This is a genomic window from Clostridium moniliforme, assembly GCF_017873235.1.
GTDB classification, from domain to species: domain Bacteria; phylum Bacillota; class Clostridia; order Clostridiales; family Clostridiaceae; genus Clostridium; species Clostridium moniliforme.
The window spans coordinates 52091-64816 of record NZ_JAGGJZ010000007.1; the positions used below are offsets into that span (position 1 = coordinate 52091).

Genomic DNA, 12726 nt, shown 5'->3' on the forward strand with positions numbered 1-12726 from the left:
TTGTGGTGTAACTTCCGTAGGTTAATCTTTAACCATTTAGTAGGTGCTTACTTTAGAGAACTTTCGTATTCCTCTACCATTCTTTTAACCATTTCGCCACCTACGGATCCACATTGTCTTGAGCTTAAATCTCCATTATAATCTGTAAATGGCACTCCCAATTCCTTTGCTACTTCATTTTTGAATTTGCTTAATCCTTTTTTTGCTTCTGGAACTATTACTCTGTTTGACATCACTGGTCCCTCCTTAGGCTTACGGTATTGTAAGAAAAATGTTTTTTATTTATCTTACATCTATAGTTTATCCTCTAAGGAAATTTTAATTCATTGTAATTTAAGGCTTTTTATGAATTTTATTCTATATAAAAGCCTTAAATTTATATCCCTGTTCTTTAAGATTTACTACACCTTTTGGTAATTTATTTTTTAAATTTTCAGTTAGATTCTTATATTTTTCATCTATTATTATATAAAAAACTGCATCTTGTTTATCTAATTTATTTATATCCTCTTCTCTTTCTATTATTTTTAAATTATTTTTTTTAAAAATACTTTTTAAATTAAGATATTTAGGTAATACAGTATGTCCATTTTCTTCTATCATTTTTAGATAAGGCTTGTTTTTATCTAAAATATCATCGTTTTCTATAAAGGTTAATTTTATATTTAAATCCTTTGCTGTATGTAATACTTTGTTTATATTATTTTTTAAACATCCATTTTTAGCTTCAACTATAATATAACCTTTAGAATCATCTTTATTTACTAAAGATGTTATAGATTGATAATCTACATCTAATATAGTATTTACTACATCACTAATTCCATTTTGATTATTAGTGATAGACTCTTTATTTGGTTCTATAACCTTCTTTTGATTTTTTAAATTAAATAGTGTTAAAAATAAGCAAATAATAATAACTATAAGAATTGAAATAATGATTTTGAATTTTTTATTTTTATTCTCCATTTTTCTCCTCCTATCATGTTTCTTATATCTAAATTATAACATATTTTTTAAAAAATTATTAATAAATTTACTTTTTTATTAAATTATTTCTTTTATCCTTTATTTTTTAGGAATATTTATGAAATCAGTAAAATTTTATAACTTAATTTAAGTTTTTTTGTGTTTTTTTAAATTTTTGATATATTAGAATATTATTTTTGCAATAAAAAAATAAGATTATAAATAATATTTTATAATCTTATTTTTATTTAACCCTAAAAATATATATTTTTTGTAAATTAATAAATAAAAAAACACTTGATAATATACTATCAAGTGTTTTTGGCAGGGGCACTAGGACTTGAACCCAGAACCAATGGTTTTGGAGACCACTACTCTACCAATTGAGCCATACCCCTAAGACGTTTTTTATTTTATCATATTTTTTTACATTATGTCAACTATTTTTTATTTACATACATTATTGTTAATTTTTAATTTTTAGATTATAATATATTAAAAATATTTTGATTATCAAAATATTTAAAATTCAAATTAAACGAGGTGGATTTAATGAATATAAAACCTTTAAAAATAGGAAACTTAACATCTAGATTACCTATAATACAAGGTGGAATGGGTGTTGGTGTTTCTCTTTCAAATTTAGCTTCAGCAGTTACAAACTCCGGTGGTATAGGTATTATTTCTTCTGCTCAAATTGGATTTAAAGAAGATGACTTTGAAACTAATCCTCTAGAAGCTAATCTTAGAGCATTAAAAAAACATATAAAACTTGCAAAAGAAAAATGTAATAATGGAATAATTGGCGTAAATGTTATGGTTGCAACAAATGAATATGCCAAATATATAAAAACTGCTATAGAATCTGGAATAGATATTATTATATCTGGAGCTGGAATGACTACTATGCTTCCTAAAATTGCAAAAGGAAGTAAAGTAAAACTAGCTCCTATAGTATCTTCATTAAAAGGAGCTAAAGTTATACTAAAATTATGGGATAAACACGATAAAACAACTCCTGATATGATTGTAGTTGAAGGTCCTAAAGCTGGTGGACATTTAGGATTTAAAAAAGAAAATTTATCTGAAGCTTCAAAAAATTTTGATGCTGAAATAGTAGAAATAATAAACCATGTAAAAGAATATGAAAAAAAATATGATAAAGAAATACCTGTTATTGCAGCAGGAGGAATTTTTTTTGGAAAGGATATAGCTAAATATTTATCATTTGGTGCTTCTGGAGTTCAGATGGCAACGAGGTTTGTTGCCACAGAAGAATGTGATGCTTCTAAAGCTTTTAAAAATTCTTATATTAATGCAACTGCTGATGATGTTGGAATTATAAAAAGTCCTGTTGGTATGCCTGGAAGAGCTATAATTAATCCATTTATAAAAAAAACCTTTAAAGGAAATATTAAAGTTTCGAAATGCCTTAATTGTTTAATTCCTTGTAATCCTTCAAAAACTCCATATTGCATAACTGAAGCTCTTATAAATGCAGTAAATGGTGATATAGATAATGGCCTTATATTCTGTGGCGAAAATGTAAGTAAAATAAAAGAAATAACAACTGTAGAAAAACTCATGAAAGAATTAGAAAATGAAATTAAAATATTATAAAAAATAGGTATTTAGATTGTTTATCTAAATACCTATTTTTCCTTATATACTTTTATTTAATTTTTTAGAATTTTTATCTTGCCTTAAATAATCATCTATTAAATATAATTTGTTATCTTTAAATCTTTCTGATTTTTCTTTACTAGAAAATTCTAAATCATCTATAACCTTTATACTTAAATCTAATAAATTCTTACTTTCTTTAGCGCCACCATACTTTAAATCTTTATTTATATTATTATCTAAAACAATACTTACATTTGAAATATTTTTTATTATATTTTTATTACAACAAATAAATCTAAACCCTATTATAATAATCGGTAATAACATCAAAGTCATAAACTTCTTAAACACTACCATGGCATCACCTCTTACAATTGTTTATTTTTATTTATTGTAATCCATTGTATAAATTTTTCAATGTAATTTATAATATTGTAAGAAATTTTAAATAATATTTTGTAATAAAATCTTAAATTATTATTTTGTTAAATATAAATAGATTAGTTTCATAGTATTTTCTAAAGCACTATAATGTGTTCTTTCCATTCCATGAGAAGCATGTACTCCTGGTCCAATTAAAGCTCCTCTTATATTATTTCCTGCTGTAAGTGCAGCTCCAACATCAGAACCATATCTTGGATATATGTCTATTGCATAACTTAATCCATTTTCTTTTGCAAGATTAACAAGGTCTGTTGTCATATTGTAATCATAAGGTCCGCCTGAATCTTTTGCACATATTGAAACATCATATTCACTACAATTTAAGTCATCACCAATACATCCCATATCTACAGATAAAAGTTCTGTTATATCTTGTGGAATATATGATGAACCATGTCCAACTTCCTCATAAGTAGATATAAAGAATTTAGTTTTATAACTTGGTACAATATGTTCTCTCTTAAATAACTCTAAAATAGATAAAAGACATGTAACGCTTCCTTTATCATCAATAAATCTTGATTTAATAAATCCACTTTCTGTTATTGTAGTTTTTGGATCTATAAATACAAAATCACCAGCCTCAATTCCAAGTGCTTTAACATCATCTTTATTTTTAACTACTTCATCTATTCTAATTTCCATATTTTCTGGAGTTCTCTTTTTTGTAGATGCATCTTCATAAACATGAATAGCTGCACTTTCACTTAAAAATGTACCTGTATATTTCTTTCCATCTCTAGTTCTTATAGTACAATATTCACTATCTAAAGTTGGTACAATAGGTCCTCCAAGTAGTGTAAATTTAAGAGTTCCCTTTGATGTAATTGATCTTACCATAGCTCCTAAAGTATCAACATGAGATGAAAGACCTATAACCTTTTCATCACTTTTACCATCAATAGTAATTACTCCACACCCTTTATTTGTTCTTTCAAACTTATATCCTAGAGAATGAACTTTTTCCTCAATTAAGTCCATTATCTCAAAACAGAATCCAGTTGGGCTATTGAATTTTAATATTTCTTGTGCAGTATTTAATACATACTCCTTATTAATGTTAATCTCCATAAAACTCTCTCCTTTTTTCTATTAATTTAGTATATTTATACTAATTTTAAGCATTGTTATTTTATAATTTTTATACCATTAGTTAAAATCTGCTGGAAATTCTAGTCCTATTTGAGATCTTATTTTATCCATTAATTCAATTGCTATTAATGAATTTTTATGTGAATTTTTCATTGAATCTATTTCGTTATTATTGATAACATTTATAAATTCATCTAATTCGTAATACATATCATCTTCTCTTTGTTTTATAGAAATAACTTCTTCTTTTCCATTTCTATAAATAATTTTGACATTTTTAAATAATATACTATCTATTAATATAGTTCCATCTTCTCCTTGGATTTCTAGTGGTAATTTTGAATCACTTATCTTAGAGTACATTATTAAGCCACTAGTATCACCATAGCTAACCATAGCTGTTCCTTGCCCATCAATTCCGTTTTCTAAAAATACAGCTTGACTTACAATTCCATTTGGTTTTCCAAAGAGTGCAATCATAGGATGTATACAATAAACACCTATATCCATAAGAGCTCCATTTGAAAGTTCTCTCTTAAAAGCATTAAGAATAATTCCTTCTTTATACTTATCATATCTTGAAGAATATTGACAATATGATGCAAAATATCTTCTTATTTTTCCTATCTTATGTAAATTTTCTTTTACTCTTAAGAAGTTAGGTAGAACAGTAATTCTCATAGCTTCCATTAAGAGTACTCCCTTTTCTTCTGCTAAGGATGTCATTTTTTTAACTTCTCTAAGGTTTGATGCCATAGGTTTTTCGCATAATACATGCTTATTATTTTTTATGCACATAATTGCTTGTGATGAATGTAATGAATTAGGTGATGCTATATATACAGCATCTATATCTTCACATTTACTAAAACTTTCTAAGTTATCAAAGAATTTTTTTGCTCCATATTTTTCACCAAAATCTTTTGCCTTTTCTAAGATTCTTGAATACATTGCTACAAGCTCAAAGTTTTCATGAGTTAATGCTGCTTTTAAAAAATTATCAACAATTTTTCCCGTACCTATAACTCCAAATCTTATTTTTTTCATTAATACTACCACCTTTAAAATTTATTTTAATAAACTTCAGGAATTATTATCATTACACATTTTGCTCTTTTTACTACATGAGCAGTTACTGAACCTACAAGGGCAGTAAATTTCTTTCTTGTATTCTTTGCCATAAGTATAATATCTATATCATTTTCTTCTGCATATCTTACTATTTCATCTCCTGCATATCCAAATGAAAATTCCTTCTTGCAGTCAAACTCTTCTATTTTTTCTTTTACGTTATTTAATATTCTCTTTCCAATTGCTTCAGCATCTTTTACCTCTTCTGATACTGCCATTCCATTTACAAAAACTATTTCTCTTACATGCATTAATACTACTTCAACCTCTTCTGGTTTAAAGTTATCTTTTAAATAATTTAATGATATTAAGCTTCTATCACTACCATCTATTGGAATTAATATTTTTTTCTTTTTCATAATTTTACACCCTCTCTTTTATATATTTTTCTATAATATATAGTATACATTAATAGTCTTAATTAAATATATACTAAATAATTTTATACTAACAATTAAAATTAATTTTAAAAAGTATTAATTTACATACTATTTCCTATATTATACATCTTATATTATTATTTATGTTTAATAGTATTATTATTTAATATATTGTTTAAAATACTAATTAAATAAATTAAATCTAAAAAAAAATCTCAAGGCAGATTATATATGCCTTGAGATTTTAATAATTTATATTTCTTATTTATCTTCCTTTGCAGCTGAAGTTGGAAGTATTACTTCAACTTCTGAATGTGGTCTTGGGATAACATGTACAGAAACTAATTCTCCAACTCTTTGTGCAGCAGCAGCTCCAGCATCTGTAGCAGCTTTAACAGCTCCAACATCTCCTCTAACCATAACAGTTACAAGACCTCCACCTACATATTCTTTTCCTATTAAATATACATTTGCAGCCTTAACCATTGCATCTGCAGCCTCTATTGATCCTACTAATCCTTTTGTTTCAATCATTCCTAAAGCATCATATTTCATTTTAAAATCCTCCTAAAATCTTTTTTATTTTTATTTATTAAATAATTTTTTGTTTTGCTATTTCATGTTTTACTATTTTAATTTTTGAATTTGAATTAAGTCCCATAGAATTTGCTTCTTCTATATCTAAGTGACATTCAAGGCTATAAGTATCATTTACTCTAATACTTACATTATTTAAGATTCCACCTCTTAATCCAAAAGCTTCTATTGAAACTAACTCTCCATCTACAACACCAAAATGTTTAGCATGTTTTGGTGCCATATGTATATGTCTTTGTGCAACTATTACTCCATCTTCAATTTGAACACTTCCTTTAGGTCCAATTAAAGTGATGCCTGAAGTTGCATTTAAATTTCCTGATAATCTTATATTTGGAGCTACACCTGTTTTAATACAATCACCTATTGATAATTCAACTTGTGTTTTACTTCTTATTGGTCCAAGAACTCTAACTTTTTCAATTGCACCTCTTGGTCCACATATTGTTATTGTTTCTTTACAAGCATATTGTCCTAACTGTGATAAATCCTTAAGCTTTGTTAATTCATATCCTTCTCCAAATAAAATGTTTACATGTTTTTGTGAAAGATGTATATGTCTATTTGAAATTCCAACTGGAATATCAAAAGATTCCTTAACTTCTTTTTTCTTTTCTTCATTTTCCTTAACTGCTTTTAATAACAGCTTTAATACTTCTTCTAAGTTTTCCATTAAAATCTACCTCTTTATAGTAGCTATTATCTGATTTACAAGATTTAATATTTCTTCATTATTTAAATTGTCTATTTTAGGCTCTTGTACTTCCTCATTATTTTTTGTAGCTGCTGCTTGAATTTCTGCTGGACTCATATTCATTGCTGATTTACAACTATCTTTAGTGCATTCTTTATGAGCTTCCTTTATAACATTATTTTTTCCTAATGTATCGCAGTCTACTAAGCCATAAGCAACTCTTTTTATATTTAAAAGATGCATTGGTGTAACATTTTCTGAAACTGAACTTCCACCCCAAGTTCCACAACCTAATGTGAATGATGGCATAAGTCCTGTACTAGCTCCAGTACCACCTTGAGCTCCTCCTGTATTAACTAAAATACGTGAAGCTGGCTTTCTTGCAAACTTTTTAACTATTTCAACATCTTCAGTATGAATACTCATTGTATGACCTATTCCATTTTGAAGTAATTCTATACTTAAATTACAAGCTTCATGCCAGTCATTTACTGTATAAAATGCAAGTACTGTAGTAAGCTTTTCAAATGATAATGGATTACCATTTCCAACTCCTTCTTGTCTTCCTATAAGTACCTTTGTTCCATCTGGTACATAAAATCCTGCTGCCTTTGCAATAACATCAGCTGATCTTCCAACAAAGTTAGCATTCATAGCATGACCTTGTTTGAAAAGTAACTTACAAACTTTATCTGTTTCTTCCTTTGTCATAAAGTATCCGCCTTGTTTTTTAAGCTCTTCTATTACTTTGGCTTCATTACAAGTTTCACAAATTATTGATTGTTCAGAAGCACAGATTGTACCATTATCGAAAGTTTTACTTGCAATAATATTTTTTACTGCCTTTTCAATGTTTGCTGTTTTTTCTATATAAGCTGGAGAGTTACCAGCACCAACTCCTAAAGCAGGTTTTCCTGAACTATATGCAGCCTTAACCATTCCTGGTCCTCCAGTTGCTATAATTAATGAAACTTCAGGTGATTTCATTAATTCATTTGTAGCTCCCATTGAAGTAAGTTCTATACAACCTACTATACCTTCTGGTGCTCCAGCTGCTACTGCTGCATCATGCATTAATTTTGCAGCTTTTGATGTACACTTAACAGCTGATGGATGTGGTGAAAATACTATTGCATTTCTTGATTTTATTGCAATTATTGATTTAAAAATTGCTGTTGATGTTGGGTTTGTAGAAGGTACAATTCCCATTACTAATCCAACTGGCTCTGCAATTTCTATTAGTTTATTTTCAGTATCTTCCTTTATAACACCAACAGTTTTCATATCCTTTATTGAATCATATAAAACTGTAGATGCTAAATGATTTTTAAAAGTTTTGTCACAAACTTTTCCAAATCCTGTTTCTTCCACTGCCATTTCTGCTAAACAAACTTCATGTTCACTTGCAACCTTAACCATATTTCTAATTATTTTATCAATTTGTTCTTCTGTATAATCAGCAATTATATTTGCTGCTATTTTTCCGCGTCTTGCTAAATTTCTTGCTTGTTGTATTGATTGTAAATCTCTATCGAAATTTTCCACTGTCATTTTCCTCCTTTTGCAAAAACTCTTTATTTATTTTTGTAATATTCTTTAAACTTTTTAATTAATGACTCTTTATCTAATTTTGAAATAGTTTTACTTGTAAGATCAAAGTCTTTAAATTCCTTAGCTAATTTTCTGATTCTTGATACTTTTAAATCTCTTAATAATTGAAGTGATTTTTCTATACCCTCTTCTTTTACTAGCTTATTTAATTTTTCTCTATCTAACTCAACTTCTATTTCAATATTTTCTATTTGGATTTCTTTATTAATATCCTCTTCATTGCTGTTTTCTAATGAAGTGTTAAGAGTTTCTTCAGTTATATCTTCCATAACTTCTAAAGTAGCTTCACAAGCTTCATCTTCTATAATTTCTTCCTCTATAGCTTTTTCTATAGCTTTCTCTACCTTTTCAACAGCTGGAGTAGTTTCTATTATGCTTTCTAAATCATAATGGGGTCTTGCGATTACATGACTAGAAATTAAGAAATTTTCTCCAAGTCTATTAACAGCTGATATACCAGCATCTATTGCTGACTTTACAGCACCAACATCACCTGTTATAGTTACTGAAACTAATCCACCACCAACATATACTTTCTCAAGGATATTAACATTTGCTGACTTTACCATTGCATCTGCAGCCTCTATGGTTGCTAATAATCCTTTAGTTTCTATTAATCCAAGTGCTTGCATAACAATTTAATCCTCCTTAAGTTAAAGTAAATCTGCCCAATTTGCTGGATATGTTGTATAAAATACCTTAGCCTTATTTGGTGATCCCCAAACTACTTTAGAACCTGATGGAACAAATAGTATATCTCCTTCATTTGCTGTATAAGTTTTACCATTTATTTCAATAGTTAAAGTTCCTTCAATAACATAATCAATTTCTTCATATGTTAGTTCCCACTCAAACTTTGAATCCTCTATAGTTAGTAATCCTGCACTCATTTTTGATTCATCTTTATTTACTAATTCTTGAAAATGAACATTAGCATCTGGATTTCCAGTATCAAATACATCCATCTTTACTGAGCTTCCTCTAACTACTTTAAGTCCACTTTTATCACATTCAGCATTAAACTTAGAAGAATTTGCATTTGTTAATGTCTTTAGTATTTCTTGAAGTAAACCTTCATTAATCATAGCTTTAAAAATATCAAGTATTTTTTCACCATCTAAATTTTCAATCTCTTTTTCATTAACCTTTTTAGTAGTAAATTCTATACCATTATTTTTTGCTATATCTTTTGCAGAAGGTGTTAATATAACATCCTCTTCTATAAAAAATGTCTTTTTACCACTATTTACAAAAGCCTCCATGTCATTTGCACAAACTAATCTTTTCATCAACTCACTTCCTTTCAAAACTAAATTTTTATAACTTATCCAAAATTACAGTCTTCATCAATTATTCCTATAACGGCTGCATCTATTGGAATATTATCATCTCCTAGCATTCTTCGAGCTGATGAGCCAGTACTTACAATAACCCTATCTCCTATGCCTGCTCCTATTATGTCAGCAACTATAAATCTTCTACCTTCTTCTTTGCCACCTAATTCTTCAGCAAGCATAAATTTTAACCCATTTAAAGTATCAGCTTTTCTAGTTGCCCAAACATTATCAATTAATTTTGCAGTTATCATAAGCACTTACCTTCTTTCATTTTCAATTTAATTTCTTCTATTGCAGATTCAACTGATGATGTATCTCCTAATATAGCTATTGATGTCATATGTTGTGGACAAATTCCTCTAATATCTTCAACAACTACATTTGCGGCTTTTTCTGCAATATCAATTGCACAAATCATATCTATAACTTTTCCTTGAACTAAACCAATTGCACCAGCTTCATTAAGAATATCTAATCCTTTTGGACTCATTCTCCTTTTAAGAGCTTCCTTTGTTCCTTTTGTTGGAGATTTTATTAATCTAAAATCCATATAATCATCTCCAATTATTCCATAATTTCTTGGGTACAACTAAGAGCTATACCTAATGGAGTTACAAACATAGGATTCTTTGGTTTGTGAGTATAGATTTTAACTTGTTTTTCTATAATTTCTTCTATTCCAGTTAAACAAGCAGTACCACCTACTAAAGATATTTCTTGTACATCATAATTTTTTATATGATTATTTATAATTGATCCAACCTTTTCAATAACAGGTTTTAAAACTGGTAATAGTTCTGCATGTTTTTTATTATCTCTTTTAAATTTATCTGCTTCATTAAAGCTCATACCATAAGCTCCTGAAATAACTAGTGAAAAATGTGTTCCCCCAGTTGGTTCATCTGCTACATATATAACTTTTCCATCTTTAATAATAGAAGTTCCTGTAGTTCCTCCACCAATATCTACAACTGCTCCATTTTGAATTTTTAAAACTTCATTTGCAGCTGTAGGCTCATCTAAAAGATTTGTTAATTCAAATCCAGCAGCTTGTACTACATTTTTAATTGCTCCTGAATCTAATGCATCTGTTCCTGGTGGAATTGCCGCTGCTGCATATAACAATTCAGTATTTAATTTTTCTTCTATTTCTTCTTTTAATTCTCTTACAATTTTAATTGCTCCTATATAGTCAACTACCATTCCATCACGAACTACATCAGCATATCTATATGCTCCAGCAACTGGTCTGTAATTTTCGTCAAGTACTGCTAGGACTACACAAGCAGTTCCTAAATCTACTCCTGTGTAATATACAGATGATTTTTCTAAAATAGGTTTTTCTATAACCTCTTCAAATTTTTGAACTAAGTTATCACAATATTCGAAAATCATTTTTTTATCTGACACTTCATACCTCCTGTTGCTTCACAAATCATTTCATATAATGTATTTATTATTGAATCTAAATTACTTAAAATCTTTTCTAAAAGCTCCCATTCTTCTTCAATGATTTCATATTTAAATTCTTTAAGTTTACAGAAAAGGTAATATAAATTAAAAATTTCTTTGCTATTTTCTAGGTGCATATAAATATCGGTAATCTCGAGGTCACATGATTTTAAATATTCTTTATTAATACATTCATTAATTACTTCTAATTCACATTTACCTTCTATAAACTTTCTAATATTTTTAATATTTCTTTCTATATCAACTACCTTTTGTGCTAGTATTAAATCTTCATTTAATAATTCATTAGCACAACTTAAAGTTAGTGACTCAATAGCTTTAAATTTATAGATAAGTTTTTTATTTACCTTATCTTCAGTTATAATTTTTTCTTCAGTCTTTTTTTCTGATTTTTTATTATCTGTAGGTAAGTTACTATTTATCTTTATTCCTTTATCTAATAAATATTGTCTCCCTCCAGGTGTAAGGCGCTCTCCAGTATTTAATTCATAAGTAGTAAAAGGTTCTTTTCTGTATGAATCTTTTAAATAATCTTCAGTTATAAATTTAGGCACTTTTCCATTCACCTACCTATTTAAGTAGATATTCTTTAAGTATTTTAATACCTACCTCATCATTTTTTTCAATTAAAAAGTAAGGTTCATTAACGCCTATCCTTTTTAATTGTTTTATACATTTCTCTTTATTTTTAGAATTTAAATCTAATTTTGTAATTACTCCAATAACAGGTTTAGAAAATAACTTTGCAAAACCTTCTGAATATACTTGTGTACAATTAGATCCATCTAATAATATTAAAATCTTTGAAGCATCTTGAGCTAAAGCGATTATATGTTTATACATCCAGGAATTTTCAATATATGAACTAGGGATGTCCATAGTGTTTTCACCATAAATAACATCTGCCGTTCTTCTTAAAGGGCCATTGTATCCGTTTAAATAATTAACTATTGTTGTTTTTCCACATCTACTTGGCCCAATAACCATTATTCTTTTCTTTCTCACGTTCTTGTTATAGGGGATACGGTGAATCCTAACATATTTTTTAAAGTTTCATTTACTGAACTTAATGCAGTTTCAACGCTATCTACATCTCCACTTATAAGTACTGATCCTGTGAAACGATCTAAAAATCCAATTTCAACATCTGCTACCTTAGTTGCAATATCTGCTGCAATAATTGCTGTTTCATAAGGTGTTAGAGTTAAAATTCCTATGGCTCCCCTTTCATCTATTCCTAATCTTTCATATATGTCTTTCATAGGTGAAGCAATAATATGTGATATTGTAATTTGTTTACCTGGCACTGATTCTTGAATTACCCTTTGAATATCTCTATTTTCAAAACTTTCCATCACTATCACCCTTTACA

General features: G+C 27.9%; 18 protein-coding genes and 1 tRNA gene. 1 reads left to right on the top strand and 18 read right to left on the bottom strand.

All coding sequences use genetic code 11. The features are described from left to right. Positions 1-47: 47 nt before the first annotated feature. From J2Z53_RS10320 to J2Z53_RS10330, 3 genes are all read right to left on the bottom strand, one after another. The gene (locus J2Z53_RS10320; protein WP_209797413.1) at positions 48-233 is read right to left on the bottom strand and encodes an alpha/beta-type small acid-soluble spore protein; all 186 of its coding nucleotides are present in this window, start codon (positions 231-233) and stop codon (positions 48-50) included. 124 nt (positions 234-357) lie between these two features. Further along, a complete protein-coding gene (locus J2Z53_RS10325) occupies positions 358-969 on the bottom strand; it encodes a hypothetical protein (protein WP_209797414.1) in 612 nt (203 codons plus the stop codon). A gap of 322 nt (positions 970-1291) precedes the next feature. Beyond that, a tRNA-Trp gene (locus J2Z53_RS10330) sits at positions 1292-1367 on the bottom strand. A gap of 154 nt (positions 1368-1521) precedes the next feature. On the opposite strand from J2Z53_RS10330, the gene J2Z53_RS10335 reads away from it, so the two are divergent. Next, positions 1522-2589, top strand: coding sequence for an NAD(P)H-dependent flavin oxidoreductase (locus J2Z53_RS10335; protein ID WP_209797415.1), 1068 nt, complete (start codon positions 1522-1524; stop codon positions 2587-2589). A 42-nt stretch (positions 2590-2631) separates the two neighbouring features. On the opposite strand, the gene J2Z53_RS10340 is transcribed toward J2Z53_RS10335, so the two are convergent. The 15 genes from J2Z53_RS10340 to J2Z53_RS10410 form a co-directional block, all read right to left on the bottom strand. Continuing rightward, complete coding sequence (locus J2Z53_RS10340; RefSeq protein WP_209797416.1) at positions 2632-2952, bottom strand: hypothetical protein; 321 nt, start codon at positions 2950-2952, stop codon at positions 2632-2634. 120 nt (positions 2953-3072) lie between these two features. Further along, entirely contained in the window at positions 3073-4110 is a 1038-nt protein-coding gene (locus tag J2Z53_RS10345) for a M42 family metallopeptidase (RefSeq protein ID WP_209797417.1), read from the bottom strand. Positions 4111-4188: 78 nt separating this feature from the next. Next, complete coding sequence (locus J2Z53_RS10350) at positions 4189-5178, bottom strand: Gfo/Idh/MocA family protein (protein ID WP_209797418.1); 990 nt, start codon at positions 5176-5178, stop codon at positions 4189-4191. A 26-nt stretch (positions 5179-5204) separates the two neighbouring features. After that, positions 5205-5621 carry a universal stress protein gene (locus J2Z53_RS10355; RefSeq protein WP_209797419.1) on the bottom strand — a complete coding sequence of 139 codons (417 nt, stop codon included), beginning with the start codon at positions 5619-5621 and terminating at the stop codon, positions 5205-5207. 282 nt (positions 5622-5903) lie between these two features. Beyond that, positions 5904-6197 (bottom strand): ethanolamine utilization microcompartment protein EutM, encoded by a 294-nt coding sequence (gene eutM, locus J2Z53_RS10360; protein WP_209797420.1) that lies wholly within the window; start codon positions 6195-6197, stop codon positions 5904-5906. Between the two features lie 37 nt (positions 6198-6234). Continuing rightward, positions 6235-6912 carry a phosphate propanoyltransferase gene (locus J2Z53_RS10365; RefSeq protein ID WP_209797421.1) on the bottom strand — a complete coding sequence of 226 codons (678 nt, stop codon included), beginning with the start codon at positions 6910-6912 and terminating at the stop codon, positions 6235-6237. A 6-nt stretch (positions 6913-6918) separates the two neighbouring features. Beyond that, positions 6919-8478 carry an acetaldehyde dehydrogenase (acetylating) gene (locus J2Z53_RS10370; protein ID WP_209797422.1) on the bottom strand — a complete coding sequence of 520 codons (1560 nt, stop codon included), beginning with the start codon at positions 8476-8478 and terminating at the stop codon, positions 6919-6921. Between the two features lie 29 nt (positions 8479-8507). Beyond that, a complete protein-coding gene (locus J2Z53_RS10375; RefSeq protein ID WP_209797423.1) occupies positions 8508-9176 on the bottom strand; it encodes a BMC domain-containing protein in 669 nt (222 codons plus the stop codon). A 21-nt stretch (positions 9177-9197) separates the two neighbouring features. Beyond that, positions 9198-9833 (bottom strand): cupin domain-containing protein, encoded by a 636-nt coding sequence (locus J2Z53_RS10380; RefSeq protein ID WP_209797424.1) that lies wholly within the window; start codon positions 9831-9833, stop codon positions 9198-9200. A gap of 35 nt (positions 9834-9868) precedes the next feature. After that, a complete protein-coding gene (locus tag J2Z53_RS10385) occupies positions 9869-10132 on the bottom strand; it encodes a EutN/CcmL family microcompartment protein (RefSeq protein ID WP_209797425.1) in 264 nt (87 codons plus the stop codon). Further along, a complete protein-coding gene (locus J2Z53_RS10390; RefSeq protein WP_209797426.1) occupies positions 10129-10431 on the bottom strand; it encodes a BMC domain-containing protein in 303 nt (100 codons plus the stop codon). The genes J2Z53_RS10385 and J2Z53_RS10390 overlap by 4 nt, the downstream gene beginning before the upstream one ends. 14 nt (positions 10432-10445) lie before the next feature. After that, a complete protein-coding gene (eutJ, locus tag J2Z53_RS10395; protein ID WP_234925843.1) occupies positions 10446-11276 on the bottom strand; it encodes an ethanolamine utilization protein EutJ in 831 nt (276 codons plus the stop codon). Continuing rightward, positions 11273-11908, bottom strand: coding sequence for a cobalamin adenosyltransferase (locus tag J2Z53_RS10400; RefSeq protein WP_209797428.1), 636 nt, complete (start codon positions 11906-11908; stop codon positions 11273-11275). The genes eutJ and J2Z53_RS10400 overlap by 4 nt, the downstream gene beginning before the upstream one ends. 16 nt (positions 11909-11924) lie before the next feature. Next, positions 11925-12359 (bottom strand): EutP/PduV family microcompartment system protein, encoded by a 435-nt coding sequence (locus tag J2Z53_RS10405; RefSeq protein ID WP_209797429.1) that lies wholly within the window; start codon positions 12357-12359, stop codon positions 11925-11927. Then, complete coding sequence (locus J2Z53_RS10410; protein WP_209797430.1) at positions 12356-12709, bottom strand: BMC domain-containing protein; 354 nt, start codon at positions 12707-12709, stop codon at positions 12356-12358. Before J2Z53_RS10410 ends, J2Z53_RS10405 begins: the two co-directional genes overlap by 4 nt. Between the last annotated feature and the right edge of the window lie 17 nt (positions 12710-12726).

Bases quoted from the DNA above. Each gene is read 5' to 3' on its own strand.
- eutJ (WP_234925843.1), bottom strand. From the start codon at position 11,276: ATGATTTTCGAATATTGTGATAACTTAGTTCAAAAATTTGAAGAGGTT.
- J2Z53_RS10355 (WP_209797419.1), bottom strand. From the start codon at position 5,621: ATGAAAAAGAAAAAAATATTAATTCCAATAGATGGTAGTGATAGAAGC.
- eutM (WP_209797420.1), bottom strand. From the start codon at position 6,197: ATGAAATATGATGCTTTAGGAATGATTGAAACAAAAGGATTAGTAGGA.
- J2Z53_RS10335 (WP_209797415.1), top strand. From the start codon at position 1,522: ATGAATATAAAACCTTTAAAAATAGGAAACTTAACATCTAGATTACCT.
- J2Z53_RS10325 (WP_209797414.1), bottom strand. From the start codon at position 969: ATGGAGAATAAAAATAAAAAATTCAAAATCATTATTTCAATTCTTATA.
- J2Z53_RS10365 (WP_209797421.1), bottom strand. From the start codon at position 6,912: ATGGAAAACTTAGAAGAAGTATTAAAGCTGTTATTAAAAGCAGTTAAG.
- J2Z53_RS10340 (WP_209797416.1), bottom strand. From the start codon at position 2,952: ATGGTAGTGTTTAAGAAGTTTATGACTTTGATGTTATTACCGATTATT.
- J2Z53_RS10375 (WP_209797423.1), bottom strand. From the start codon at position 9,176: ATGCAAGCACTTGGATTAATAGAAACTAAAGGATTATTAGCAACCATA.
- J2Z53_RS10320 (WP_209797413.1), bottom strand. From the start codon at position 233: ATGTCAAACAGAGTAATAGTTCCAGAAGCAAAAAAAGGATTAAGCAAA.
- J2Z53_RS10390 (WP_209797426.1), bottom strand. From the start codon at position 10,431: ATGGATTTTAGATTAATAAAATCTCCAACAAAAGGAACAAAGGAAGCT.
- J2Z53_RS10345 (WP_209797417.1), bottom strand. From the start codon at position 4,110: ATGGAGATTAACATTAATAAGGAGTATGTATTAAATACTGCACAAGAA.
- J2Z53_RS10350 (WP_209797418.1), bottom strand. From the start codon at position 5,178: ATGAAAAAAATAAGATTTGGAGTTATAGGTACGGGAAAAATTGTTGAT.
- J2Z53_RS10380 (WP_209797424.1), bottom strand. From the start codon at position 9,833: ATGAAAAGATTAGTTTGTGCAAATGACATGGAGGCTTTTGTAAATAGT.
- J2Z53_RS10385 (WP_209797425.1), bottom strand. From the start codon at position 10,132: ATGATAACTGCAAAATTAATTGATAATGTTTGGGCAACTAGAAAAGCT.
- J2Z53_RS10410 (WP_209797430.1), bottom strand. From the start codon at position 12,709: ATGGAAAGTTTTGAAAATAGAGATATTCAAAGGGTAATTCAAGAATCA.